General features: G+C 71.3%; 24 protein-coding genes and 1 pseudogene. 15 read left to right on the forward strand and 10 right to left on the reverse strand.

Annotation, left to right across the window (positions count from 1 at the left end):
* Positions 1-110 precede the first annotated feature (110 nt).
* Positions 111-1,289 carry a hypothetical protein gene (locus ACIBUY_RS18650; RefSeq protein ID WP_399153076.1) on the forward strand — a complete coding sequence of 393 codons (1,179 nt, stop codon included), beginning with the start codon at positions 111-113 and terminating at the stop codon, positions 1,287-1,289.
* 49 nt (positions 1,290-1,338) lie between these two features.
* Here ACIBUY_RS18650 and ACIBUY_RS18655 read toward each other — a convergent pair.
* Together ACIBUY_RS18655 and ACIBUY_RS18660 are read right to left on the reverse strand one after the other, a co-directional pair.
* A pseudogene (locus ACIBUY_RS18655) lies at positions 1,339-1,560 on the reverse strand (IS5/IS1182 family transposase); the annotation flags it as partial.
* Positions 1,561-1,674: 114 nt separating this feature from the next.
* A complete protein-coding gene (locus ACIBUY_RS18660) occupies positions 1,675-2,613 on the reverse strand; it encodes an alpha/beta hydrolase (protein WP_399153182.1) in 939 nt (312 codons plus the stop codon).
* A gap of 67 nt (positions 2,614-2,680) precedes the next feature.
* On the opposite strand from ACIBUY_RS18660, the gene ACIBUY_RS18665 reads away from it, so the two are divergent.
* Positions 2,681-3,157 carry a MarR family winged helix-turn-helix transcriptional regulator gene (locus ACIBUY_RS18665; protein WP_399153077.1) on the forward strand — a complete coding sequence of 159 codons (477 nt, stop codon included), beginning with the start codon at positions 2,681-2,683 and terminating at the stop codon, positions 3,155-3,157.
* 311 nt (positions 3,158-3,468) lie between these two features.
* On the opposite strand, the gene ACIBUY_RS18670 is transcribed toward ACIBUY_RS18665, so the two are convergent.
* Complete coding sequence (locus ACIBUY_RS18670; RefSeq protein ID WP_399153078.1) at positions 3,469-4,092, reverse strand: PH domain-containing protein; 624 nt, start codon at positions 4,090-4,092, stop codon at positions 3,469-3,471.
* 157 nt (positions 4,093-4,249) lie between these two features.
* Between ACIBUY_RS18670 and deoC the strand changes: the two genes are divergently transcribed.
* From deoC to ACIBUY_RS18685, 3 genes are read left to right on the forward strand one after another with little or no spacing between them, the layout of a single operon-like run.
* Positions 4,250-5,212 (forward strand): deoxyribose-phosphate aldolase, encoded by a 963-nt coding sequence (deoC, locus tag ACIBUY_RS18675; protein WP_399153183.1) that lies wholly within the window; start codon positions 4,250-4,252, stop codon positions 5,210-5,212.
* Positions 5,213-5,215: 3 nt separating this feature from the next.
* Positions 5,216-6,646, forward strand: a complete 1,431-nt coding sequence (locus tag ACIBUY_RS18680) for an aldehyde dehydrogenase family protein (protein WP_365580761.1) — start codon at positions 5,216-5,218, stop codon at positions 6,644-6,646.
* On the forward strand, positions 6,639-7,529 hold the full coding sequence (locus ACIBUY_RS18685) for an aldehyde dehydrogenase family protein (RefSeq protein WP_365580762.1): 891 nt from the start codon (positions 6,639-6,641) through the stop codon (positions 7,527-7,529). The genes ACIBUY_RS18680 and ACIBUY_RS18685 overlap by 8 nt, the downstream gene beginning before the upstream one ends.
* Before the next feature lie 105 nt (positions 7,530-7,634).
* On the opposite strand, the gene ACIBUY_RS18690 is transcribed toward ACIBUY_RS18685, so the two are convergent.
* Positions 7,635-8,390 carry a TetR/AcrR family transcriptional regulator gene (locus ACIBUY_RS18690; RefSeq protein WP_399153079.1) on the reverse strand — a complete coding sequence of 252 codons (756 nt, stop codon included), beginning with the start codon at positions 8,388-8,390 and terminating at the stop codon, positions 7,635-7,637.
* 144 nt (positions 8,391-8,534) lie between these two features.
* On the opposite strand from ACIBUY_RS18690, the gene ACIBUY_RS18695 reads away from it, so the two are divergent.
* Complete coding sequence (locus tag ACIBUY_RS18695) at positions 8,535-9,140, forward strand: NADPH-dependent FMN reductase (RefSeq protein WP_399153080.1); 606 nt, start codon at positions 8,535-8,537, stop codon at positions 9,138-9,140.
* Positions 9,141-9,143: 3 nt separating this feature from the next.
* The gene (locus tag ACIBUY_RS18700) at positions 9,144-10,598 is read left to right on the forward strand and encodes an MFS transporter (protein ID WP_399153081.1); all 1,455 of its coding nucleotides are present in this window, start codon (positions 9,144-9,146) and stop codon (positions 10,596-10,598) included.
* Here the strand turns inward: ACIBUY_RS18700 and ACIBUY_RS18705 are convergent.
* Positions 10,576-11,007, reverse strand: coding sequence for a hypothetical protein (locus ACIBUY_RS18705; RefSeq protein ID WP_365580771.1), 432 nt, complete (start codon positions 11,005-11,007; stop codon positions 10,576-10,578). The genes ACIBUY_RS18700 and ACIBUY_RS18705 overlap by 23 nt on opposite strands.
* A 150-nt stretch (positions 11,008-11,157) precedes the next feature.
* Here ACIBUY_RS18705 and ACIBUY_RS18710 point away from each other — a divergent pair, with 150 nt between their 5' ends.
* Entirely contained in the window at positions 11,158-11,790 is a 633-nt protein-coding gene (locus ACIBUY_RS18710) for an ATP-binding protein (RefSeq protein ID WP_365580774.1), read from the forward strand.
* Positions 11,791-12,075: 285 nt separating this feature from the next.
* Here ACIBUY_RS18710 and ACIBUY_RS18715 read toward each other — a convergent pair whose 3' ends face one another.
* On the reverse strand, positions 12,076-12,885 hold the full coding sequence (locus ACIBUY_RS18715) for a SigE family RNA polymerase sigma factor (RefSeq protein ID WP_365578345.1): 810 nt from the start codon (positions 12,883-12,885) through the stop codon (positions 12,076-12,078).
* 225 nt (positions 12,886-13,110) lie between these two features.
* On the opposite strand from ACIBUY_RS18715, the gene afsQ1 reads away from it, so the two are divergent.
* The 5 genes from afsQ1 (at position 13,111) to ACIBUY_RS18740 (ending at position 16,893) form a co-directional block, all read left to right on the forward strand.
* Positions 13,111-13,788, forward strand: coding sequence for a two-component system response regulator AfsQ1 (afsQ1, locus tag ACIBUY_RS18720; protein ID WP_164303731.1), 678 nt, complete (start codon positions 13,111-13,113; stop codon positions 13,786-13,788).
* The gene (locus ACIBUY_RS18725) at positions 13,785-15,383 is read left to right on the forward strand and encodes a HAMP domain-containing sensor histidine kinase (RefSeq protein ID WP_365578343.1); all 1,599 of its coding nucleotides are present in this window, start codon (positions 13,785-13,787) and stop codon (positions 15,381-15,383) included. Before afsQ1 ends, ACIBUY_RS18725 begins: the two co-directional genes overlap by 4 nt.
* Positions 15,380-15,982, forward strand: a complete 603-nt coding sequence (locus ACIBUY_RS18730; RefSeq protein WP_399153082.1) for a hypothetical protein — start codon at positions 15,380-15,382, stop codon at positions 15,980-15,982. Before ACIBUY_RS18725 ends, ACIBUY_RS18730 begins: the two co-directional genes overlap by 4 nt.
* 68 nt (positions 15,983-16,050) lie before the next feature.
* Positions 16,051-16,593 (forward strand): VanZ family protein, encoded by a 543-nt coding sequence (locus ACIBUY_RS18735; RefSeq protein ID WP_399153083.1) that lies wholly within the window; start codon positions 16,051-16,053, stop codon positions 16,591-16,593.
* Between the two features lie 99 nt (positions 16,594-16,692).
* Positions 16,693-16,893 (forward strand): PspC domain-containing protein, encoded by a 201-nt coding sequence (locus tag ACIBUY_RS18740; RefSeq protein WP_365578337.1) that lies wholly within the window; start codon positions 16,693-16,695, stop codon positions 16,891-16,893.
* 79 nt (positions 16,894-16,972) lie between these two features.
* Here ACIBUY_RS18740 and ACIBUY_RS18745 read toward each other — a convergent pair whose 3' ends face one another.
* On the reverse strand, positions 16,973-17,362 hold the full coding sequence (locus tag ACIBUY_RS18745) for an ATP-binding protein (protein WP_399153084.1): 390 nt from the start codon (positions 17,360-17,362) through the stop codon (positions 16,973-16,975).
* Between the two features lie 226 nt (positions 17,363-17,588).
* Positions 17,589-18,716: an adenosine deaminase gene (locus ACIBUY_RS18750; RefSeq protein WP_365578333.1), complete on the reverse strand. Its 1,128-nt coding sequence runs from the start codon at positions 18,714-18,716 to the stop codon at positions 17,589-17,591.
* A 135-nt stretch (positions 18,717-18,851) separates the two neighbouring features.
* Between ACIBUY_RS18750 and ACIBUY_RS18755 the strand changes: the two genes are divergently transcribed.
* Positions 18,852-19,610 (forward strand): alpha/beta hydrolase, encoded by a 759-nt coding sequence (locus tag ACIBUY_RS18755; protein ID WP_365578331.1) that lies wholly within the window; start codon positions 18,852-18,854, stop codon positions 19,608-19,610.
* Here the strand turns inward: ACIBUY_RS18755 and ACIBUY_RS18760 are convergent.
* Both ACIBUY_RS18760 and ACIBUY_RS18765 read right to left on the reverse strand, forming a co-directional pair.
* Positions 19,592-20,719, reverse strand: coding sequence for a hypothetical protein (locus tag ACIBUY_RS18760; protein ID WP_399153085.1), 1,128 nt, complete (start codon positions 20,717-20,719; stop codon positions 19,592-19,594). The two genes, ACIBUY_RS18755 and ACIBUY_RS18760, sit on opposite strands and share 19 nt — an antisense overlap.
* A 39-nt stretch (positions 20,720-20,758) precedes the next feature.
* Positions 20,759-21,667 (reverse strand): LysR family transcriptional regulator, encoded by a 909-nt coding sequence (locus ACIBUY_RS18765; RefSeq protein WP_399153086.1) that lies wholly within the window; start codon positions 21,665-21,667, stop codon positions 20,759-20,761.
* A gap of 119 nt (positions 21,668-21,786) precedes the next feature.
* Here ACIBUY_RS18765 and ACIBUY_RS18770 point away from each other — a divergent pair, with 119 nt between their 5' ends.
* A complete protein-coding gene (locus ACIBUY_RS18770; RefSeq protein WP_365578325.1) occupies positions 21,787-23,085 on the forward strand; it encodes an MFS transporter in 1,299 nt (432 codons plus the stop codon).
* The last annotated feature ends 79 nt before the right edge of the window (positions 23,086-23,164 follow it).

Raw genomic sequence — 23,164 nt, forward strand, 5'->3', positions numbered from 1 at the left:
CTCGACCGAGTGATTCCTGCGGGGCAGTTGACGGAACGAAGGGCGACAGGTGCCGGGGGCAACGGGAAGGTTGCCCCCGCACACCGCCCCCGTTCCCAGGAGCCGCAGACGTGCCCCCGACCGCAACCGAGACCCCGCTCCTGCCGAAGGCGACGGCACGTCCCACCCGCACCGCTCCGAGCACCAGGTCCACAGGCCTGCGCCGAGCCGCCCCCGCCCTGCTCGCCTACGTGGCCCTGCGTACCTTCGCGCTGCTCGTCTTCGGCGTATGGGCACACAAGGAGGGGCACGGGATCTGGCCCGCGCTGGCCGCGGACTGGGACTCCAAGTGGTACCTGGGCATCGCCGACCACGGCTACGAGCGCACCCTCGGCACCGAGTACGACGCCAACAACCTGGCCTTCTTCCCCCTCTACCCGTACGCGGTGAAGGCGTTCGCCGCGGTGACGCCGGGTTCGCGGGCGACGGTGGGGCTGATCCTCGCCGGGATCTGCTCGCTGTTCGCGGCGTGGGGGATCTTCGCGGTCGGCGACCGGCTGCACGGGCGGCGGGTCGGCGTGCTGCTCACCTTCCTGTGGGCCTGCTTCCCCGTCGGCATCGTCCAGTGGATGGGCTACACGGAGTCCCTCTTCACGGCGTTCGTGGCGTGGTCCCTGTACGCCGTGCTCACCGGGCGCTGGGTGTGGGCCGGAACGCTGGCCGCGCTGTCGGGACTGACCCGGCCGACGGGTATCGCGCTCGCCGCGGCGGTGAGCGTGTGCGGCCTGCTCGCGCTGCGGCGCCGCTTCTCCTGGCGGGTCCTCGCGGGCACGCTGCTCGCCCCGCTGGGCTGGCTCGCGTACGTCGGCTGGGTCGGGCTGCGACTGGGCCGCTGGGACGGCTACTTCGCCGTGCAGAAGCTGTGGCACAACGAGTTGGACGGCGGCGTCGAGACCCTGCGCCGGATGCGGGAGTTCCTCGCGTACGACTCGACGCCGGAGCTCTTCCTGATCATGGTGTCGGTGACGCTGCTCGGCGCGGTCCTCCTGTACGCGCTCTCGCTCTGGGACCGCCAGCCGCTGCCCCTGCTGATCTTCACGGGCATCCTGCTGGTGATCACGCTCGGCAGCGGCGGCGTCTACTTCTCCCGCGCCCGCTTCCTGCTGCCCGGCTTTCCGCTGCTGCTGCCGGTGGCGCTGGTGATGGCGCGGGCGTCGCGGCGGTTCCTGGTGCTCTCGGTGACGGGGGCGGTGCTCGGGGCGGCGTATTGCGGGGCGTACATGATCCTGGTGTGGCCGAGCGCTCCCTGACGTCCACCGCCAGGGCCCGACGGGCCCGAGGGCGCGTATCGAGTCGTGATCAATGGGTGGTCCAGGAGAGGTCTTTGATCCAGATCATCGAGGCGCGCGGGTGAAGACCGGCGAGGTGGCTGTCCGGGGTCTTGTCGTACCGAGTGGCGATGCCTCGCCAGGCCTTGAGCTTGTTGATCAGACGCCCGACAGTGTTGCGCTCCTCGTACAGGTTGGCGTCGAGGCCGACGGGCCGACCACCACGGGAGCCCTTCTTCTTCCGGTTGGCGGCCCAAATCCGTACCTGGCCTGCCGTCAGGACGAACACCAGGGGGCAGCATTCCCGACGAACTCCCATTCGTTGTCGGTCAGTTGCACTCGCGTCACGCAAGACCGCCTGCGGGCTTCAGCCTGCCGACGTGCGTGCCGTGCCCCTGGTGCGGATGCGCTGACTGAGAAAGAGAGCGGCGCGGTCCAGTGCCTCGTCGGCTTCGTCCAGAACGCCGGCGAACGCCTGGAAGACATGCGGAACGTCAGCGGTGACGTCCAGGATGACGTCCACTCCGGCTTCCCTCGCGCGCGTGGCCATGCGGGTGGAGTCGTCCAGCAGTATTTCGTTGGTGCCCGCCTGCAGAAGCATCGGAGGGAGGCCGGTCAGGTCGGCGAGGGTGGCGGGGCTGAGCATGGGCTGATGCGGATCTTGTCCCGCAAGGTACATGGTCCCGGTGTGCTCCAGGCCCTCACGCGTGAAGAACGGATCGACGCCCGCCTTGGTGTCCATGCTCTCGCCCGTCCGGGTCATGTCGAGTCCGGGGGAGAACGCCACGATCGCGGCGGGCATGGGCAGGCCCGCGTCGCGGGCGGCGAGGCAGGTGGTGACGGTGAGGCCGCCGCCGGCGGAGTCCCCGGCGAACGCGATCGCCGAAGGGTCTTCGCCGCTGTCGAGAAGTGCACGGTAGGCGCTCACTCCATCCTCGATCGCGGCCGGGAACGGATGCTCAGGGGCCAGCCGGTAATCCAGGGAGAACGCCCTGAACCCTGTTCTGGTCACCAGGTTCCCCGTCAGCGACATCGCCGTCTCCGGTGAACCGACCACGTAGGAGCCGCCGTGAAAGTAGAGGATCGTCCCGGCCTTCGGAGTGCCGACCGGCTCGACGAGTACCGCGGGGCGATCGCCGAGCGTCGAGGTCCGGGTGCGGATCCCGGCCGGGACGATCATTTCCCCCATCATCGCCCTGAACCCGGCGCGGATCTCCTCCACCGACGGAGGGGCCTCCGACCGAGGGGCCTCCGGCTGAGGCCGTCGGACCATCGCGTCGATCTCCGCGCGCTGTTGCCTGCTCATGGTCGCCTCCATCGCGAGTGCATGCCAAAGAAGTATATGCCCAGGCATGTAAGTTACGATATATGCCATGGCATCTAAGTCAAGCCGTGGCCCGATCGACCTGCCGGGCTTCTTCGCCGATCTCGTCCGCTGCGAGACACGCCTCTACAACGCGCTGAACGACCGCCTTCGCGAGCGGCACGGGATCGTCACGTCGCAGTTCGAGTCCCTGCGCTTCCTGCGCGACCACCCCGGGTCCCGGGTCGCGGAACTCGCCACCGAATTCGCCATCGGGATCGGCGCGACCAGCAAGGGCATCGACCGCCTGGAGAAGCAGGCATGGGTCATACGGCGAACCAATCCATCGGACCGCCGCTCATCACTGCTGGATCTGACCCCCGAAGGCCTGCGACTCGTCGAGGCGGCGGAGGCGACCTTCACCAAAACACTGGCCGAGCTGACCGCAGACGTCCTGAACGGCCCCTCAGGACCGGCCGCCGCACAGATCTTCTCGGAGTTGCGCTCCGTACTCGAACGCGACCAGATCGGCCTGCCCACAGGCTGACCGGCATGCGCATCCAGCACGACTGCCCGCAGCCGCGTGATCAGCGTTCGCCACGAGGGTGAATCCCGCGGATCGATCACGACTCGATACGCGCCCTAGGGCCGCCCTCGGGTCCCTCTGGAGTCGGGGCCGGGCATGCGCAGCGGTCTTCTCCCCGGTCGTCCTACGCTCCACTATGAAAACTGGTGTCCGACCCCCGCTGCCCCCCAGCGGGTCCACCGGAGCACCCCGCGTCCCGCCAACCCCCCTTGCGCGGGCGCCACTTGGGCCGGTCGCGGCCCGTCCCGACGGGGGCGGGCCGCGGCCGGCTGTCAGCCGAGGGCGATGAGCACGATCAGCAGGAGTGCGCCCGCCGCGGCCGGCGCGAAGATCTCGTAGGCCCAGCGGACCGACGGCTCGCCCTGTGCGCCCGGGTCGCCCGCGCGGGCCTCCTGCAGCTCCCGCAGGTCGTCCATCGTGCGGTCACCGAGGGACCGCGTCGGCCGCTCCCGGCCGCCCGTCAGCAGCGTCGAGCTGCCCGGGTCGCCCGCGGCGGCGGCACGGGCCAGATTGCGCTGGGCCTTCTTGCGGTCGCGCAGGGAGACGGGGATGGACCAGAGCTGGTACTTGGTTCCGGCCTGGTCGAAGACCTCGTTCGAGAAGCCGGAGCGGAAGCTCGCGACGGCGGCCCAGGGCAGGGTGACGATCCGGAACGGGTTGCGGATGCGCAGCCGCTCCTCGTTGGCGAAGACCGCGGGCCGGAAGGTGAACGCCACGACCAGCGGCACCACGAGCAGCAGCCCGGCCAGAGCCAGCCACGGCGTGCGGCCCTCGCCCTTGAACACGGCGTCGAACCCGAGCCAGGCACCGAGGGCGAGCAGGACGACGCCGCCGGCGATGCCTGCGGAGGACCGGTAGATGCGGTCCGCGGTGGACGGGGTGGGGGCGCTGGTCATGGGGTGATTGTGCCTGATGCCCGGGGCCCGGCGCGGGGCGGATCCCCAGGAGCCCGGCCCCGCCGACGACAGCCCCGCACCCCTGCCCGCACCCCTGGCGGAGTACTCGCCTCCCCTGTACAGCAGCTACGCGCGTAGATATGCTCCTCTCGTGACCATGCCCACTGCATCCGCACATGCCAAAGAACACGCGCTGGCCGACGCCACCGCCTCCGAGGCCACCCTGCGCCGATTCCTCCAGGGACTGCCTGGCGTCGACGCGGTGGGCCTGGAGGGCCGCGCCGCCGCGCTCGGGACCCGTTCCATCAAGACCACGGCGAAGGCGTACGCCATCGACCTGGCCATCTCGATGATCGACCTGACGACCCTGGAAGGCGCCGACACCCCGGGCAAGGTCCGGGCCCTCGGCGCCAAGGCCGTGAACCCGGACCCGACGGACCGCACCGCGCCGCGCACCGCCGCCGTCTGCGTCTACCCGGACATGGTGGAGACCGCGAAGGCCGCCGTCGCCGGGACGGACGTGAAGGTCGCCTCCGTCGCCACCGCGTTCCCCGCGGGCCGTGCCGCCCTCGAGGTCAAGCTGGGCGACGTGCGCGAGGCCGTCGCCGCCGGGGCCGACGAGATCGACATGGTCATCGACCGCGGCGCCTTCCTCGCCGGGAAGTACATGAAGGTCTACGAGGAGATCCGCGCCGTGAAGGAGGCCTCCGGGTCCGCCCGGCTCAAGGTCATCTTCGAGACCGGCGAGCTGTCGACGTACGACAACATCCGGCGCGCGAGCTGGATCGGCATGCTGGCCGGGGCCGACTTCATCAAGACCTCGACGGGCAAGGTCGGCGTCAACGCCACCCCCGCGAACACGCTGCTGATGCTGGAGGCCGTGCGCGACTTCCGCGCCGCCACCGGCGTCCAGATCGGCGTGAAGCCCGCCGGCGGCATCCGCACCTCGAAGGACGCCGTCAAGTTCCTCGTGCTCGTGAACGAGACGGTGGGCGAGGACTGGCTCGACAACCACTGGTTCCGCTTCGGCGCCTCCAGCCTGCTCAACGACCTGCTGATGCAGCGTCAGAAGCTGGCCACAGGCCGCTACTCCGGTCCCGACTACGTTACGGTGGACTGACACATGGCATTCGAGTACGCTCCCGCGCCCGAATCGCGCGCGATCGTCGACATCGCCCCGTCGTACGGCCTTTTCATCGACGGTGAGTTCGTCGAAGGCTCGGGTGGGGATCTGAACAAGACGGTCTCTCCGTCCACTGAAGAAGTACTCGCCGAGTACACCCAGGCGAGCGCAGAGGATGTCGACCGGGCGGTCAAGGCCGCTCGGAAGGCGTTCGAGAAGTGGTCGGCACTGCCGGGCGCCGAGCGCGGCAAGTACCTGTTCCGGATCGCTCGGATCATCCAGGAGCGCAGCCGCGAGCTGGCCGTCCTGGAGACCCTCGACAACGGCAAGCCGATCAAGGAGACCCGCGACGCGGACCTCCCGCTGGTCGCCGCGCACTTCTTCTACTACGCGGGCTGGGCCGACAAGCTCGACCACGCCGGCTTCGGCCCGAACCCGGCGCCGCTCGGCGTGGCCGGCCAGGTCATCCCGTGGAACTTCCCGCTCCTCATGCTGGCGTGGAAGATCGCCCCGGCGCTCGCGACCGGCAACACGGTCGTCCTGAAGCCCGCCGAGACGACCCCGCTGTCCGCGCTCTTCTTCGCGGACATCTGCCGTCAGGCCGGTCTCCCGAAGGGCGTCGTCAACATCGTCACCGGTGACGGACGCACCGGCGCGGCCCTCACCGCCCACCCCGACGTGAACAAGGTCGCCTTCACCGGCTCCACGGCCGTCGGCAAGCAGATCGCGCGCTCGGTCGCGGGCACGGACAAGAAGCTCACGCTCGAACTCGGCGGCAAGGGCGCGAACATCGTCTTCGACGACGCCCCGATCGACCAGGCCGTCGAGGGCATCGTCACCGGCATCTTCTTCAACCAGGGCCAGGTCTGCTGCGCGGGCAGCCGTCTCCTCGTCCAGGAGTCGATCCAGGAGGAGCTGCTCGACTCGCTGAAGCGGCGCCTGTCGACGCTGCGCCTGGGCGACCCGCTCGACAAGAACACCGACATCGGCGCCATCAACTCGGCCGAGCAGCTGGCCCGGATCACGGCGCTCACCGAGACCGGCGAGGCCGAGGGCGCCGAGCGCTGGTCGGCGCCGTGCGAACTGCCGTCCTCCGGCTACTGGTTCGCGCCGACGCTGTTCACGAACGTCACGCAGGCGCACACCGTCGCCCGCGACGAGATCTTCGGCCCGGTCCTTTCGGTGCTCTCCTTCCGGACGCCGGAGGAGGCCGTCGCCAAGGCCAACAACACGCAGTACGGCCTGTCGGCGGGCATCTGGACCGAGAAGGGCTCGCGGATCCTGGCCGTCGCCAACAAGCTGCGCGCCGGGGTCGTCTGGGCCAACACGTTCAACAAGTTCGACCCGACCTCGCCCTTCGGCGGCTACAAGGAGTCGGGCTTCGGCCGCGAGGGCGGCCGTCACGGTCTGGAGGCCTACCTCGATGTCTGAGACACGACTGTCGGTCTTCAAGACCTACAAGCTGTACGTGGGCGGGAAGTTCCCGCGTTCCGAGAGCGGCCGGGTGTACGAGGTGACGGACAGCAAGGGCAAGTGGCTCGCCAACGCGCCGCTCTCCTCCCGCAAGGACGGCCGTGACGCGGTCGTCGCCGCCCGCAAGGCGTTCGGCGGCTGGTCGGGCGCGACCGCGTACAACCGCGGGCAGATCCTCTACCGCGTCGCCGAGATGCTCGAGGGCCGCCGCGAGCAGTACGTGCGCGAGGTCGCCGAGGCGGAGGGCCTGAGCAAGTCGAAGGCGGGCGCCGTCGTCGACGCCGCCATCGACCGCTGGGTCTGGTACGCGGGCTGGACCGACAAGATCGGCCAGGTCGTCGGGGGCGCGAACCCCGTCGCGGGCCCGTTCTTCAACCTCTCGACGCCCGAGCCGACCGGTGTCGTCACGGTCCTGGCCCCCCAGGACTCGTCGTTCCTCGGCCTCGTCTCGGTGATCGCCCCCGTCATCGCCGCCGGCAACACGGCGGTCGTGATCGCGAGCGAGAAGGCCCCGCTGCCCGCGCTCTCCCTCGGCGAGGTGCTCGCCACCTCGGACGTCCCCGGCGGCGTCGTGAACATCCTGTCCGGCAAGGCCTCGGAGATCGCCCCGTCGCTCGCCGCGCACCAGGACGTGAACGGCATCGATCTGACGGGCGCCGACGCCGAGCTGGCGAAGGACCTGGAGATCGCGGCGGCGGACAACCTGAAGCGCGTCCGCCGTCCCCAGCCTGTGGAGGACTTCTCTGCCGACCCGGGCACGGACCGGCTGACGACGTTCCTGGAGACCAAGACGGTCTGGCACCCGACGGGTTCGCTGGGCGCGTCCGGGTCCTCGTACTAGGAACGCCCGGAGCCCTTACGAGAGCGCGTACGGGCTCCTCGAGCCAGAGGCTCCGGCCCCTTCTCCGTCCAGGAGGGGCCGGGGCCTCGCCGCGCTCCGGGGCCGTCAGATGTCGAGGCGTCGCGCGATCCCGTCGAGCACGCAGTCGAGGCCGAACGCGAACTCCCAGGCGGGGTCGTCCTTGCGCGTCGCGGACAGCCCGTACCGCTGGTACGTCGGGTAACGGCCGCTGCCCATCAGGTAGTTCATCTGCGGTGCGAGCGCCTGCCGGGTCTCGTCACCGCTCTCCCAGCCGTGCTGCTCCCGGTACTGACGCAACGCGATCTCGGTCTGCGTAGAGCCGTGCACGAACGCGCCGACCGCGCGGAACGCGGCCATCATCGAGTCGGCGTCGAGACCCCGGCCGTCCAGGGCCCTCAACTGCCGTTCGGCGACGGCCATCCGGGCCGGGGTGAGCTGGATCAGCGGCAGCGGCGCCTGCCCCAGCCAGGGGTGACTGAGCATCAACTCCCTTGTCTGCAGGCCGAAGGAGCGCAGCACCTCGCGCCAGTCGGCCACGTCGTCCGGCACGGTCAGCTCCGCGGAGACGTGGTCGAACATGAGCGCCCAGAGATCCTCCTTGCCGGACACGTGCCGGTACGCGGCCATGGGCGCGACCCCGAGTTTCGTGGCGAGGCGGCGCATGGTGACGGCGGCCCCGCCCTCCTCGTCGGCCAGCTCCACGGCTGCGGCGGCGATCCGCTCCAGCGTCAGCGAGGCACGCCTGGCCGGGGCGGGCCTCTCGAGGCGCTCCCAGAGCGAGGGCTCGACGAGCCTGCCCTCCGCGCCTTCCGCTCCCTCGGTCTCCTTCTCCGCCACCACGGCCGGGCTCCTCTCGCTCAGCGCCCACGATCGTGTACAGCGTATCCCCAGTAGACGGCGTACACATTCGTGTGTACGTTGTACGCGTTCGGATACGCCGTACACATCCAGGCGCATCAAAGCGTTCTCATCCAGGGGGTCCCCATGTCCGATCCGGATCACAGCTCCAGCCCGCTCCGCGTCGCCGTCCTCGTCGGCTCCACCCGGGAGGGCCGCTTCGCACCGGTCGTCACGAAGTGGCTGACCGGGCTCCTCGGGCAGCGCGACGACCTGCGCGCCGATGTCGTCGACCTCGCCGAGACGCCGCTGCCGACCGTCCTGCCGGCCTTCGGCCAGGAACCCGCACCCGGCACGACGGAGGCACTCGCCCTCGTGACACCCCGCCTCGCGGCCGCCGACGCGTTCGTCTTCGTCACGCCCGAGTACAACCACAGCTTCCCCGCGGCCCTGAAGAACGCGATCGACTGGCACAACGAGCAGTGGCACGGCAAGCCGATCGCCTTCGTGTCGTACGGCGGCCTGTCGGGCGGGCTGCGCGCGGTCGAGCAACTACGCCTCGTCATGGCCGAGTTGAACGCGACGACCATCCGCAACACGGTCAGCTTCCACAACGCCTACGGCGCGTTCACCGTGGACGGCCGCGTCGACGACCCGGCGGTGGACACCGCCGCGAAGGCCATGCTCGACCAGCTGACCTGGTGGGCGCACGCGCTGCGCGACGCCAAGTCCCTTCGCCCGTACGCGGCTTGAGCCATGACATCCACAACCTCCACACAGAAGCCCGGAGTTCAGGCACCCACCGCGCCCAACGCCCCCGCCGCGCCCGCCATGCCGTCCCGGCCGGTGATCGCGGGGCTCCTGCTCGGGATCGTGCTCGCCACGCTCGACGGCACCGTCGTGGGCACGGCGCTGCCCGTCATCGTCGAGGACCTGGGCGGTCTCACCCACCTTTCCTGGGTGGTGACGGCCTACCTGCTGACCACCGCCGTCACCACACCGCTCTGGGGCAAGATCGGCGATCTGTACGGGCGCAAGGGGTCGTACCTCGTCTCCATCTCCGTCTTCCTCGCCGGATCCGCGCTGTGCGGACTCGCCCAGGACATGGGGCAGTTGATCGCGTTCCGGGCACTCCAGGGGATCGGCGCGGGCGGCCTCTTCGTCGGCGCGCTCTCGCTCATCGGGACGCTGCTGCCGCCCGCCGAGGCGGGCCGCTCCCAGTCGGTCATCGGGGTGCTGCTGCCCGCCGCCATGATCGGCGGCCCGCTCGTCGGCGGTTTCCTCACGGACCGGCTCGACTGGCGTTGGGTGTTCTACGTCAATCTGCCCGTCGGCGCGGTCGCGCTCGCCGTCGTCGGGCTCGGCGTCCGGGTCCGCACCGAGCGCGTCCGGGCCCGGATGGACCTGGCGGGGGCCGGACTCCTGACGGCGGCGATCCTGGCCCTGACGCTGCTCGCGTCCTGGGCGGGCACGACGTACGCCTGGGTGTCGCCGCCGATCGCCGCGCTCGGCGTCGTCGCCGGGGCGGCCCTGGTCGCGTTCCTGCGGGTGGAGCGGCGGGCGGCCGAGCCGGTGATCCCGCCGCGGCTGTTCCGCGACCGGAACTTCACCGCCGCGCAGGGCCTCACGTTCCTCGCGGGCGCGGCGATGCTCGCGGCGGCCAGTTATCTGCCGCAGTACATGCAGCTCGTCCTCGGCATGTCGTCGACGGCCAGCGGTCTGCTGCTGCTCCCGCTGATGCTCGGCATGATGGGCGCCCAACTCACCATCGGGCGGCGGGTGAGCGCGGGCGGACGCTACCGCCCCTACCCGATCGCGGGCGGCGCGCTCGCCACGGCCGGCGCCCTGGCCCTGCTCCTCCTGGGCACCGGCACCCCGCCCTGGGCGGCATCGGCCCTGACGCTCATGCTCGGCGTCGGCCTCGGCTGCCAGTTGCAGCCCGCGATGCTGATCACGCTGAGCAGCGCCGAACCGCGGGACATCGGCGCCGCCAGCGGCACACAGACCCTGCTGCGCACGGTCGGCGGCTCACTGGGGGTCGCGGTGCTCGGCTCGGTGTTCGCGGGGAAGGTGGGCGCCGCGGTGACCCCGGCGGGGGTGGTCGCCGGGGTGCACGGGGTGGCGCTGGGCACGGCGGTGTTGTGCGCGCTGGGGTTCGGGGTGGCCTGGCTGGTCCGAGACGGTGACGTCACCCCGGCAGCACGCCGGTAGCCGCACCCAGCACCGGCAGGTCGTCCAGCGACCCCCCGGACGTGAGCGGCGACGTCGCCGAAGCCGTACTCACCGGCTTGAAGTCGGCGACCTGCGTACCGAGCGAGTTGTCGAGGGGGTCGACCCCGGTCCCGGCCAGCGGGTCGAGCTGCAGCCGCTTCGCGGGCGCCAGTCCGCCCGCGGTGGAGGCGTGCAGCGCCTTGGTGACGGCCTGCGCCGGGGTCGCGGAGTCGAAGTCGCCCACCGGGGTGGACAGGCCGAGGGACTGGGTCGCCGACAGGGGCGTGGCGGCGCTCGCGGCGCCGCCGCCCGCCGCGACGGCCGCACCGGCGGCCGTCACGGTCAGGCCGGCGCGCAGGAGCGTACGCCGGGCGGCGGTCGAGTTCTTGGGGGCTGCGTGTCGGGCCATGGTGGATTCCGCCTGAGCCTTTCGCTGCGGATCGCTACGGATTCGATCCGGGGTAATCGCGTGGCCACGTAGCGTAGTTGACGTGGTGCGTGCCACAACGCCACCACGCGGTGGTGGCGGCGCGGCGTCCATGCCTCACACTGGTCTCTCGTGAGTTCGCATCCTCCGATACCGACCCGGGTCGTCCTGCTCAGCGGGCCCTCCGGCTCCGGTAAGTCGTCGTTCGCCACCCGTTCCGGGCTTCCCGTGCTCTGCCTCGACGATTTCTACAAGGAGGCCGACGACCCCACACTGCCGCTGGTGCCGGGCAGTTCGGACATCGACTGGGACTCGCCGGACTCCTGGGACACCGAGACGGCGCTCGCCGCGATCGTCGCGCTGTGCGAGAAGGGCCGTACGGACGTGCCCGTCTACGACATCTCCGTCAGCGCACGGGTGGGCGCGAAGGCGCTCGACATCGAGCGCACGCCCCTGTTCATCGCGGAGGGGATCTTCGCGGCGGACATCGTGGAGCGGTGCCGTGAGCTCGGGGTGCTGGCCGACGCGTTGTGCCTGCGCGGCCGCCCGTCCACGACCTTCCGGCGGCGCCTGCTCCGTGACCTCAAGGAGGGCCGCAAGTCGGTCCCGTTCCTGCTGCGCCGGGGCTGGCGCCTGATGCGCGCGGAACGCTCGATCGTGGCCCGCCAGGTCGCGCTGGGCGCTCACGCTTGTGACAAGGAGGAGGCCCTGGGCCGCGTAGCGGCTGCCGCCGCGGGCCGCTGCGTCAAGGCCCGCGCCGCATAGGGGCCCCGCCTTCTCGTCTGCCGAGTGCGGTTTCGTTCGCGGCTGCGGGCCGGTGGTCCTGCCGCGCGCAGTTCCCCGCGCCCCCAAAGGGGCGCGGGGAACTGCGCGACCAGCCACGACGGCGCAGCAGCCGACCATCCGCAGAAGCCCTACGGCGACTAGGCGCACAAAAGGAAGCGGGACCAGAAAGACCCCCCGGCCTCCTGGTCCCGCTCGTTCCCCCCACTTACCCCCGTAACAACCCCGCTCCCCCGAACAGGGCCCCCGTTCCCCCCGGAGGGAGTGTCAGGCGACGAGCTCCCCGAAGCACTCCTCCTGGTCCCGGCCGAAGCTCAGGACCTCGTCATCCCGCAGCCGCCGCAGCGACCGCCAGATGCTGGACTTCACCGTGCCGACGCTGATGTCGAGGATCTCGGCGATCTCCGGGTCGGTACGTCCCTCGTAGTAGCGCAGGACGAGCATGGTGCGCTGCAGTTCGGGGAGGCGGGCCAGGGCCTGCCAGAGAACCGCCCGCAGCTCGGTGCCGCGCATCGCGTCCGTGTCGCCGGCCGTCTCCGGCAGCTCCTCGGTCGGGTACTCGTTCAGCTTGCGGCGGCGCCATGCGCTGATGTGCAGGTTGGTCATGGTGCGACGCAGGTAGCCACCGACCGCGGCCTTGTCGCTGATCCGGTCCCAGGCGCGGTACGTCGAGAAGAGCGCGCTCTGGAGCAGGTCCTCGGCCTCGAAGCGGTCACCGGTCAGGTGGTAGGCGGTGGCGTACAGGGAGGCGCGGCGCTCCTGGACGTAGGCCGTGAACTCGGCCTCCGACAAGGACGTACGTCGCTGCTCCCCCGATTCCTCCCTGTACGCCGTTCCCTCGAGGCCCGCGTGAGCCCCGTGACCCCCGTCACTCACCGCCTCGAATCCGTCAACCACCGTCATGTACGACGGGTGCTGACGCCCGGTGCCGCGAGCGCACCCCCGCCCGCTCACGGCACCGGACTTCCCTGAGAGCCCTGAGGACCCTGAGAACCCTGAGGACTCGGACCGGCCGCCCAGGACGTCGTGCAGGCGCGTGACAACTGCGCTAGAGCTGGTGCTGTGCAGCGTGTTCATCTCGCGCCCCCCGTCGTGGAGTCCGGTGTTCTGAGCTCGCTTCCTGCGATGTCCAAAAGCTTGCCCGGGCGACTTCATGACGGTGTCCGTCGACTGTCACAGACCTGTCACAGCGGCTTTCGCTGTGCGGGTCGGGTGTGGATGGGGGTCCCTCCCTGCTCATTAAGAGCTTGGGGGACGTCCCACGGTCGAACTAAAGGCCTCCCATGGGCCAGAATGGCGCTCGTGCCTTCCCTGTTGCTGATCGAGGACGACGACGCCATCCGTACGGCACTGGAGCTGTCTCTGACGCGCCAGGGTCACCGGGTGGCCACCGCTGCCACCGGCGAGGACGGTCTGAAGCTGCTGCGCGAGGCGCGGCCGGATCTGATCGTCCTCGATGTGATGCTGCCCGGCATCGACGGGTTCGAGGTGTGCCGCCGCATCCGGCGCACGGACCAGTTGCCGATCATCCTGCTCACCGCGCGCAGCGACGACATCGACGTGGTGGTCGGGCTGGAGTCCGGCGCCGACGACTACGTGGTGAAACCCGTGCAGGGGCGCGTCCTTGACGCCCGCATCCGGGCCGTACTGCGCCGTGGTGAGCGCGAGGCCAACGACGCGGCGTCGTTCGGCTCGCTGGTCATCGACCGGGCCGCGATGACCGTCACGAAGAACGGCGAGGACCTCCAACTGACGCCCACCGAGCTGCGGTTGCTGCTCGAGCTGAGCCGCAGGCCCGGACAGGCGCTGTCCCGGCAGCAGTTGCTGCGGCTCGTGTGGGAGCACGACTACCTCGGTGACTCGCGGCTCGTCGACGCCTGTGTGCAGCGGCTGCGGGCGAAGGTCGAGGACGTGCCGTCGTCGCCGACCCTGATCCGTACCGTGCGCGGCGTGGGCTACCGGCTGGACTCCCCTCAGTGACCAAACCGCACGACAAGCTCCGCGGCTGGGCCGCGGCGAAGAAGGCGATACTGGCCGGTCTGCGCTTCACCAGCCTGCGTCTGCGTCTCGTCGTGGTGTTCGCGCTCGTCGCCCTGACCGCCGCGGTGTCCGCGTCCGGGATCGCGTACTGGCTGAACCGCGAGGCGGTCCTCACGCGTACGCAGGACTCGGCGCTCAGCGACTTCCAGCAGCAGATGCAGGAGCGGGCGGCGGTGCTGCCCGAGCACCCCACGCAGGGCGAGTTGCAGCACGCGGCGAATCTGATGGCCGACAGCAGCCAGCACTTCAGCGTGCTGCTCATCGGCACGGACGACAACGGCCGCCAGGTGGTGGGCAATTCGGATCTCGACGCCTTCACGCTCGCCGGCGTACCCGCGTCGCTGCAGAAGGCCGTGAACAAGAAGCAGCCGCTCACCGACGGCAACAAGCACCCGTACCACCTGTACTGGCAGCGCACCACGCAGGACGACACCCCGTTCCTGGTGGGCGGCGCGAAGGTGGACGGCGGGCCGACCGGGTACATGCTCAAGTCGCTGGAGCCGGAGGCCAAGGACCTGAACTCCCTGGCCTGGTCGCTGGGGATCGCCACGGGGCTCGCGCTGATCGGTTCGGCGCTGCTCGCGCAGGCCGCGGCGACGACCGTGCTGAAACCCGTGCACCGCTTGGGAGTTGCCGCCCGCAGGCTGGGCGAGGGCAAGCTCGACACGCGCCTTCGGGTGTCCGGCACCGATGAACTCGCCGAGCTGTCGAGGACGTTCAACAAAACGGCGGAGAACCTGGAGAAGCAGGTCGCCGACATGCGGGCGCGCGACGACTCCTCGCGCCGGTTCGTCGCCGACATGTCGCACGAGCTGCGGACGCCGCTCACCGCGATCACCGCCGTGACCGAGGTGCTCGAGGAGGAGCTCGACGCCGAGACCGGGTCCGTCGACCCGATGATCGAGCCCGCCGTGCGGCTCGTGGTGAGCGAGACGCGGCGCCTGAACGACCTCGTGGAGAACCTGATGGAGGTCACCCGCTTCGACGCGGGCACCGCCCGGCTCGTCCTCGACCACGTCGACATCGCCGACCAGATCACCGCCTGCATCGACGCCCGCGCCTGGCTGGACGCCGTCGACCTCGACGCCGAGCGCGGCATCATGGCCCGCCTCGACCCGCGCCGCCTCGACGTGATCCTCGCCAACCTGATCGGCAACGCGCTCAAGCACGGCGGCTCCCCGGTGCGCGTCTCCGTACGCACCGAGGACGGGGACCTTGGTGAACTCGTCATCGCCGTGCGCGACCACGGGCCCGGCATTCCCGAGGACGTCCTGCCGCACGTCTTCGACCGCTTCTACAAGGCGAGCGCGTCCCGGCCCCGCTCGGAGGGCAGCGGCCTCGGCCTGTCCATCGCCCTGGAGAACGCGCACATCCACGGCGGCGAGATCACCGCGGCCAACTCGCCCGACGGGGGCGCCGTGTTCACGTTCCGGCTGCCGCGCGATCCCTCGGCGCTGGAGCTCGCTCCCGACGACGACGATGCCAAGGGCTCCGACGAGCCCGAGGGCTCTGCGGAAGGCGGTGTCGTCAAGTGAGGCGCCACGCAAGGCTGTTGGGGCTGCTCGGACTCTCCGCCGTGCTGCTGTCCGGCTGCGGGATCCGCTCCACGGAGGTGCCGACCGACTTCGGTGCGGCGCCCACCCGCGTGGGCTGCTCGCTGTCGGGCGCGGACGACGTGGGGGCGCGCGCGGGCGGCGAGTTCCCGGTGCAGGTCTTCCTCGTCTGTACGTCGCAACTGGTCACGGTCGACCGGACCGTCACCCTGGACCGCGGCGCGACCTCCGACCGCGCCGCCATCGCCCAGCAGCTGCTCACGCAGCTCGCGCGGCCGCTGACGGCGGCGGAGAAGCAGGCCGGCTACACGACGGACGTCACCGCCGCCACCAAGGTCTCGGGGCCCCGCAAGGGCGACCCCGCCGACGCCCTGCGGCTGAACACGCCGCCGGACGCGCTGTCCCCGTACACGCTCGCCCAGATCGTCTGCACCTTCGCGAACAGCAAGGTGACGACGGACGGCTCCGAGCACGTGGTGCTCGGCGGCCCCGGCGACGATCCGCTGCGCAGTTACGCGTGCTCGGACGCGGTCAAGGCCCGCCCCGGGGTGGCGCCAGCGCCCGCCCAGACGGTGGGCTGAGAGCGTCGTCACGCGCCTCACTCGACCGGGGCGGAACCGATCGTCCCACCCCTGGCGTCTACGGGGTCGTGCAGCGCCACAGCTCAGACGGCCAAGGGGCCGTCATCCGCTTCCGTACGGCAGGGCTCGTCCTCCTCGCCGTACATCTCGTGCTCGTCGGCTGGGTCACGCTGCGCCCGCTGGACGTCCCCTGGGTCAGCGCCGCGAACCTGCATCCGCTGGCCGGCATCCGGGCCGATCTGGCGCTCGGCTGGGCCGAGGGCGCCAAGCGCATCGGTGAGGGGCTCGGGCTGCTCGCGCCGCTCGGCGTGCTGCTGCCGCTCGCGGGAGGCCGCCTCCAGGTGTCGGTGTGGGGTTCGCTGGTGCGTACCGTCGCGGCCGGCGCGCTGATCTCGCTCGGCATCGAGCTGTTGCAGACCGGGGTTCCCGGACAGATCGTGGACATCGACTCGCTGCTGCTGAACACGGTGGGCGTGGCCCTCGCGCACCTCGCCGTCGTGCCCGCCCTCAGGGCCAGGCTCCGCCGCAGGACCGAGCCCCTCCCCCTCCCCCGGCAGGAGCCGGCTCAGGGTCCGACCCCGACGATTACCAGGGTCGGCATCGCCCCCTGAGCTGACGCTTTGCCCGGTTCGCGACCGTACCTTCGAAGACGTAAGCACAAGCACCACACGTCGAAGTCGAAGTCACCACGGTTCGCGAAGGAGCCCACCATGACCGCCCTTGCCCGCCCCACCAACGGACGGATGATCGGCGGAGTGTGCGCAGCGCTGGCACGGCGCTTCGGCACCTCCGCGACCACGATGCGCGTGATCTTCCTGGTCTCGTGCCTGCTGCCCGGCCCGCAGTTCCTGCTCTACATCGCGCTGTGGATCATGTTCCCGAGTGAGAACAAGGTGCGCGAGGCCTGGTAGGCGCGCACGCGTCGTACGTACGCCGAAGGGGCGCCCCGCGAAGTCGCGGGGCGCCCCTTCGGGTGTGCGGGTGCGCCGATCAGCCGAGGCCGACCGGGAGGCCGCCGCCCGCGCCACCGACGGGCAGGCCGTCCGTCGGCAGGGACTGCTGGACGGGCAGGCCGCCGAGCAGGCCGGAGACCGGGTCGCCGCCGTCGGCGGGCAGGACCGCGGGGGCGGTCGAGTCGAGGGTGGGCTTGGCGGTGCTCAGGGAGCTGCCCAGGGCGTTCTGCCCGGCGGCCAGGGACTCGGCGCCGCCGGCGGGCAGGGTCTTCGCCGTCTGCTCCAGGGGGAGCATCGAGGTGACGGTGCCGACGGCCTCGGCGGCGTCCGGCACGGCCGGGGCGGCGTTCGCGGCACCGGCGCCGGCGGCGGCGAAGGCGGCACCGAGGGCGGCGACGCCGAGGGTCTTGGCAGCAGACTGCTTCATGGGGTCCCTTGTTCCTTGATCCTGGGGGATGCGGTTCCGTGCCCGGCAAACACGCCGCATCGTCAAGGAGTTACTGCCGACCCCCTGGCCGAACCGCCCGCGATCCCACCGCGCCGGACGCTGCGTCGCAGGTCAGACCGGCACGGTGGGAGCACTGGATAAGGGACGGTAATCGTTCCATCGCCGTCAATCCCATGTTGACCATGGGGGGCGCATGGAGGCCCTCCTACTGGAAGAGCCACTCCGCGCGCAGCTCCGCGTAGCGCGGCTTGATCACGTCATTGATCATCGCCAGGCGCTCGTCGAACGGGATGAAGGCCGACTTCAGGGCGTTCGTCGTGAACCACTCGAAGTCGGTGAGCGTGTAGCCGAACGCCTCCGCCAGGTGCTCGAACTCGCGGCTCATCGACGTCCCCGACATCAGACGGTTGTCCGTGTTGATCGTCACGCGAAAACGCAGCTTGCGCAGCAGCCCGATGGGGTGCTCGGCGTACGAACTGGCCGCGCCCGTCTGGAGGTTCGAGCTCGGGCACATCTCCAGCGGGACGCGCTTGTCGCGTACGTAGGAGGCGAGGCGGCCCAGCTGGACCGTGCCGTCGTCGGCGACCTTGATGTCGTCGATGATGCGCACGCCGTGGCCGAGCCGGTCGGCGCCGCACCACTGCAGGGCCTGCCAGATGGACGGCAGGCCGAAGGCCTCACCGGCGTGGATCGTGAAGTGGTTGTTCTCGCGCTTGAGGTACTCGAAGGCGTCGAGGTGGCGGGTGGGAGGGAACCCGGCCTCCGCGCCCGCGATGTCGAAGCCGACGACGCCCAAGTCGCGGTAGCGGTTGGCCAGTTCGGCGATCTCCAGGGCGCGGGCCGCGTGCCGCATGGCGGTGAGCAGGGCGCCGACGCGGATGCGGTGCCCGTTGGCCTTGGCGCGCCGCTCGCCCTCCCTGAAGCCCTCGTTGACCGCCTCGACGACCTCTTCGAGGGTGAGCCCCTGCTCGAGGTGCTGCTCGGGCGCGTAGCGGATCTCCGCGTAGACGACGCCGTCCTCGGCGAGGTCCTCGGCGCACTCGGCGGCGACCCGGAACAGCGCCTCCTTGGTCTGCATGACGGCGCAGGTGTGCGCGAACGTCTCCAAGTACCGCTCCAGGGAACCGGAGTCGGCCGCCTCGCGGAACCAGACGCCGAGCTTGTCGGCGTCGGTCTCCGGCAGGTTCGCGTACCCCTGCTCGCGGGCCAGGTCGACGATCGTGCCGGGGCGCAGACCACCGTCGAGGTGGTCGTGGAGGAGCACCTTGGGCGCGCGGCGGATCTGGTCCGGGGTCGGCACGTTCTGCGTCTGGCTCGTCGTCTGGCTCGTCATTTCGGCACTCTAACTCCTACGCGCGTAGATCGCGCCGGGTCGACCGGAGAAAGTGAGGAGAACGTGATCCGCCGATACGTAACAGTGACCCTGCGGACGGGTGGCGTACACCAGGCCTTCTGACACTGTTCTGTCATGCAGCAGCGAGCGACGCCGGCCCACGAGGCCCGGCTCGGCAAGGCGGTCGGGCCCGTGCCCGGGGCGGTCGGCGGCGTCGTGCTGCTGCTGCCCGGGGGCGACGAGACGTCCACCCGCAGACCGTCGCCGCTGGCGGCCGCGGTGCTGCGGCCGCTCGCCCGGCGCCTCGCCCGCTCGGGCCGGGACGCGGGCCTGGTCACGCACGTCGTGCACTACCGCTACCGCGGGTGGAACGGGGCGCAGGCCGAGTCGGCGCGGGACGCCGAGTGGGCCGCGGACGAGGTCGTGCGCCGCTACGGGGACGTGCCGGTCTGTCTCGCCGGGTACGACATGGGCGGCCGGGCCGCGCTGCACGCGGGCGGGCACACGGCCGTCAACTCCGTGCTCGCGCTTGCCCCTTGGCTGCCCGAGGACGACGTGGCCGCACCCCCCGATCCGGTGAAGCAGCTCGCGGGGCGCCACGTCCTGATCGTGCACGGCACCGACGACCGGCGCACCGACCCGGAGTTGTCGTTCCGGTACGCCGAGCGGGCGAAGAAGGCCAACCGTGACGTGTGCCGCTTCGAGGTGCACTCGGACGGGCACGCGCTGGCCCAGCACCGCGCCGAAGTCACCGCGCTGGCCGCCGACTTCCTGCTCGGCACGCTCTTCGGCCGCCCGTTCTCGCGTCCCCTCCAGGACGCGCTGGCGGCGCCGCCGCCGCTGGGCCTTCGGATGCCGCTGGCCGCGGGGTTCGGTCAGACGCTCGGGCGGTAGTCGGACACGGGGGTGCCGCTCGCGGCGAGCAGCGCGCCGAGGGCCCGGGGCGCGGACTTCTGGGCGACGAAGACGAGCACGGTCTCGTCGCCGTCGCGGCACTCGACGACGACCGTGTACTCGCCGCGTCCGCCGAGGTCGTACGGCGGATCACCGACGACGGGTTCGCGCACCCGCAGCACGGTGAGGCTCGCCGGGAGCGGCGCGAGGGCGACGCGGCCGGCCGGGTCGGTGGTGGCCGCCAGGGGGCCGTCGCCCACCACCAAGTAGCTGAAGCCCGGCTTGCTGTAGGGCACGTCGCCGTGGACCACCACCCAGGGCAGCACCCTTCTCCCGTCGGGCGGCTGCGGCACGACGCCCGCCGCGACCTGGCGGGAGCGGCGCCCCGCCCACCAGCACAGCAGGACGGCCGGCGGAACGGCCGCGACGACGCACCCGGCCGAGAACTTCAGGCCGGAGCCGACGTGGTCGACGGCCAGCAGCGTGATCAGGAATCCGGGGACGGCGGCGAAGATGCCCGCCACCAGTCCGACGACCGGCTGCCAGGGCCGCGGGGCCCCCTTGGGCACGGGCCGGTACCGCTGCCACCACCACAGCCACAGCAGCCCGAGCCCGATCGGCACGAGCGCCACGGCGAACGCGCCGGGCAGCCGCCCGTCCTGCGCCGGGGACAGCTTGACGTCCTGCGTGACGTCCCCGAACCGGACCTGGCGGATCTCGTCCTTCCAGTAGACCGCGGTGATCCGGTCACCGCGCCGCACCGCGTCGTAGACCGGGGACTCGTCGGGCAGCCGCACCTTGCGCTCGGCGTCCTTCGGGGTGCCGGGCTCGTGCAGGTACAGGAGGTACTTGATGCTCTTGCCGCTGGAGCTGGTGTCCTTGTCGGCGACGGTCACCTCGACCGCCGCCCGGCAGCTGTCGGACCGCGTCCCGGCCGGGCAGTCGGCAGCCGCGGCATACGCCCGGTTGTCCGCCTCGGCCGGCGGCACCAGGGCGAACAGCACCGCCCCGATCAGCGTGAGGCCCAGCCCGAACCAGCCGACGATCCGGGTGCGCCGCTGCTCCCGCCCCGGTCTGTCGGCGCCGCTCTCTTCCGTCGAGTCCCGCACGCCCCGCCCCTCCCTGCTGCCTGCTCCCGCACCCCAGTGTCACTCGCCATACTCCTCCGGAAGGAGCCTGCCGCGGCGCGAGAGCAGGAACTTCTTGAACGCCGCCACCGGAGGCGTGTCCGGATGACCGTCCAGCCAGGCCACGCCGATCTCGCGGACCGCCCGCTGTCCGGTCACCGCCAGCTCGACGACTCCCGGGCGGGGGAAGGTCGGTGGCGGCAGGAGACAGACACCGAGGCCCGCCGCGACCAGGCCGCGCAGCGTCTCGGCCTCCTCGCCCTCGAAGGCGATACGGGGCTTGAAGCCCGCCTCCGTACAGAGGTCGTCGAAAATGCGGCGCAGGCCGTAGCCGGGTTCGAGCGTGACGAACGTTTCGTCGGCGGTCTCGGCGAGCCGGATCCGCTTGCGGGACGCGAGGCGGTGGTCGGCGGGGACGACGAGCCGCAGCCGCTGCTCGTCCAGGCGCCGGGCGACAAGACCCGGCTCGTCCGGCACGGGCGAGGTGAGGCAGAGGTCGAGCTCCCCGGCGCGCAGCCGCTCCAGCATGGCCTCGCCGTAGTTCTGTACGAGGCTGAAGCGGATCCGGGGGTGGTCGGCGCGGAAGGCGCGGATCAGGCCGGGGACCGTCTCCGTGCCCATGGTGTGCAGGAAGCCGAAGGCGACCTTTCCCGACGCGGGGTCGGCATCCGCGCGTACGGACTCCGCGGCCTTCTCCACCTCGCCGAGGGCGCGCTCCACGGACGCCAGGAACGTACGGCCCGCAGGCGTCAGCGACACCGTGCGGCCGTGGCGGGCGAACAGGTCGACACCCAGGTCCTGTTCGAGCCGCACCATGGCGCGCGACAGGGTGGACTGGGGCACCTGGAGCTCCTGCGCGGCGCGGGTGACGTGCTCGGCGCGGGCCACCGCGGCGAAGTACGAGAGCCGCGGGGCGAGCAACATGGCCATGTCTTCTGTGTCACTGGTTGATGACACTCGCTTCTGTGACCTCTGCTGATGCTCCACGGGAACGATTATGGACCGTTCATGCATTGGACGCATGAGTCGGACGGTCCTACGTTCATGGCATGTCTCCCGCCAGTAGCCAGGCGGCCGCCACCCCTGCGGTCGCCGTCCCCGTTCATCGTGTCCCCCCGACCGGCGATACGCGCATGACCCCGGGCGGGCCCGGCTACCGCCGCATGAGCTTCGCCCTCTTCCTGGCCGGCGTCGCCACCTTCGCCCTCCTCTACTCGACGCAGGCCCTGCTGCCGCTCGTCTCCGACGGCTTCGGCGCGAGCGCCAGCGCGGCGAGCTGGACGGTGTCGGGAGCGACCGGCGCGCTCGCGCTGTGCGTGCTGCCGCTGAGCGCGCTGTCCGAGCGGTTCGGGCGGCGCACGGTCATGACGGCGTCCCTGACCGTGGCCGTCACCGTCGGCCTGCTCGTCCCCTTCGCGCCGAACCTCGGCACACTGATCGCACTGCGCGTCCTTCAAGGTGCGGCGCTCGCCGGTCTGCCCGCGTCCGCGATGGCGTACTTGGCGGAGGAGGTCCGGCCGAAGGCGCTGGTCACGGCGATCGGCCTGTTCGTCGCGGGCAACTCCATCGGGGGCATGAGCGGCCGGGTCATCGGCGGCTGGATCGCGCAGGAGTGGGGCTGGCGGGCGGCCGTCGGCGTCATCGGGGTGATCGCGGTGGTGTGCGCCGTCGCGTTCCGGATGCTGCTCCCCGCGCCGCGCCACTTCACTCCCGGTTCACTGCGCCCGCGCGCCCTCGCGCAGACGGTCGGCAGCCATCTCGCGAACCCGCTGCTGCGCCGCCTGTACGTGATCGGCGCCCTGTTCATGATGGTGTTCGGCGGCGTCTACACGGTGATCGGCTACCGCCTCACCGCGGCGCCGTTCTCCCTCCCCCAGGGCGTCGTCGGCTCGATCTTCCTGGTCTACCTGGTCGGTACCGCCTCGTCGGCGGCGGCCGGCAAGCTGGTCGCGCGGCTCGGGCGCCGCGGCACCCTGTACCTGGCCGCGGGCACGACGTCGGCCGGTCTGCTGCTGGCCCTCGTGCCCCAACTGCCCGTCGTCCTGCTCGGGTTGGTGCTGATCACGGCGGGCTTCTTCGCGGGGCACGCCACGGCGTCGTCGTCGGTGAGCCACACCGCGACGCACGGCCGGGCACAGGCCTCCGCGCTGTACCAGTCCGCGTACTACATCGGCTCCAGCGTCGGCTCTGCCGTCGGCGCCGTCGCCTTCCACGCGGCCGGCTGGGCGGGGACGGTGGGCCTGGGCTTCGTCGCCGTGCTCGGCGTCGTGTCGATCACGCTGTGGGGCACGTACGCGGCCAGGGCGCAGCAGCGTCGGGGGGCGGTGGGCGCGGTCGCCGCGCACTGAGCACCGGATCGCGGCCCGGCCGGGGAGGAACCACTGGCCACAGCCGTCACAGAGGTTTCGGCATCGGCCCTTGGACCTG

The organism is Streptomyces sp. NPDC050085, from assembly GCF_044460595.1.
Taxonomy (GTDB): domain Bacteria; phylum Actinomycetota; class Actinomycetes; order Streptomycetales; family Streptomycetaceae; genus Streptomyces.

What these genes read in the sequence shown, in the direction of transcription:
- ACIBUY_RS18685 (WP_365580762.1), top strand. Translation starts at nt 6,639, where the DNA reads ATGTCTGAGACACGACTGTCGGTCTTCAAGACCTACAAGCTGTACGTG.
- ACIBUY_RS18670 (WP_399153078.1), bottom strand. Translation starts at nt 4,092, where the DNA reads ATGACCAGCGCCCCCACCCCGTCCACCGCGGACCGCATCTACCGGTCC.
- ACIBUY_RS18665 (WP_399153077.1), top strand. Translation starts at nt 2,681, where the DNA reads ATGGCATCTAAGTCAAGCCGTGGCCCGATCGACCTGCCGGGCTTCTTC.
- deoC (WP_399153183.1), top strand. Translation starts at nt 4,250, where the DNA reads ATGCCCACTGCATCCGCACATGCCAAAGAACACGCGCTGGCCGACGCC.
- ACIBUY_RS18680 (WP_365580761.1), top strand. Translation starts at nt 5,216, where the DNA reads ATGGCATTCGAGTACGCTCCCGCGCCCGAATCGCGCGCGATCGTCGAC.
- ACIBUY_RS18745 (WP_399153084.1), bottom strand. Translation starts at nt 17,362, where the DNA reads ATGAAGCAGTCTGCTGCCAAGACCCTCGGCGTCGCCGCCCTCGGTGCC.
- ACIBUY_RS18695 (WP_399153080.1), top strand. Translation starts at nt 8,535, where the DNA reads ATGTCCGATCCGGATCACAGCTCCAGCCCGCTCCGCGTCGCCGTCCTC.
- ACIBUY_RS18715 (WP_365578345.1), bottom strand. Translation starts at nt 12,885, where the DNA reads ATGAACACGCTGCACAGCACCAGCTCTAGCGCAGTTGTCACGCGCCTG.
- ACIBUY_RS18750 (WP_365578333.1), bottom strand. Translation starts at nt 18,716, where the DNA reads ATGACGAGCCAGACGACGAGCCAGACGCAGAACGTGCCGACCCCGGAC.
- ACIBUY_RS18740 (WP_365578337.1), top strand. Translation starts at nt 16,693, where the DNA reads ATGACCGCCCTTGCCCGCCCCACCAACGGACGGATGATCGGCGGAGTG.
- ACIBUY_RS18755 (WP_365578331.1), top strand. Translation starts at nt 18,852, where the DNA reads ATGCAGCAGCGAGCGACGCCGGCCCACGAGGCCCGGCTCGGCAAGGCG.
- ACIBUY_RS18660 (WP_399153182.1), bottom strand. Translation starts at nt 2,613, where the DNA reads ATGAGCAGGCAACAGCGCGCGGAGATCGACGCGATGGTCCGACGGCCT.
- ACIBUY_RS18770 (WP_365578325.1), top strand. Translation starts at nt 21,787, where the DNA reads ATGTCTCCCGCCAGTAGCCAGGCGGCCGCCACCCCTGCGGTCGCCGTC.
- ACIBUY_RS18705 (WP_365580771.1), bottom strand. Translation starts at nt 11,007, where the DNA reads ATGGCCCGACACGCAGCCCCCAAGAACTCGACCGCCGCCCGGCGTACG.
- ACIBUY_RS18765 (WP_399153086.1), bottom strand. Translation starts at nt 21,667, where the DNA reads ATGGCCATGTTGCTCGCCCCGCGGCTCTCGTACTTCGCCGCGGTGGCC.
- ACIBUY_RS18700 (WP_399153081.1), top strand. Translation starts at nt 9,144, where the DNA reads ATGACATCCACAACCTCCACACAGAAGCCCGGAGTTCAGGCACCCACC.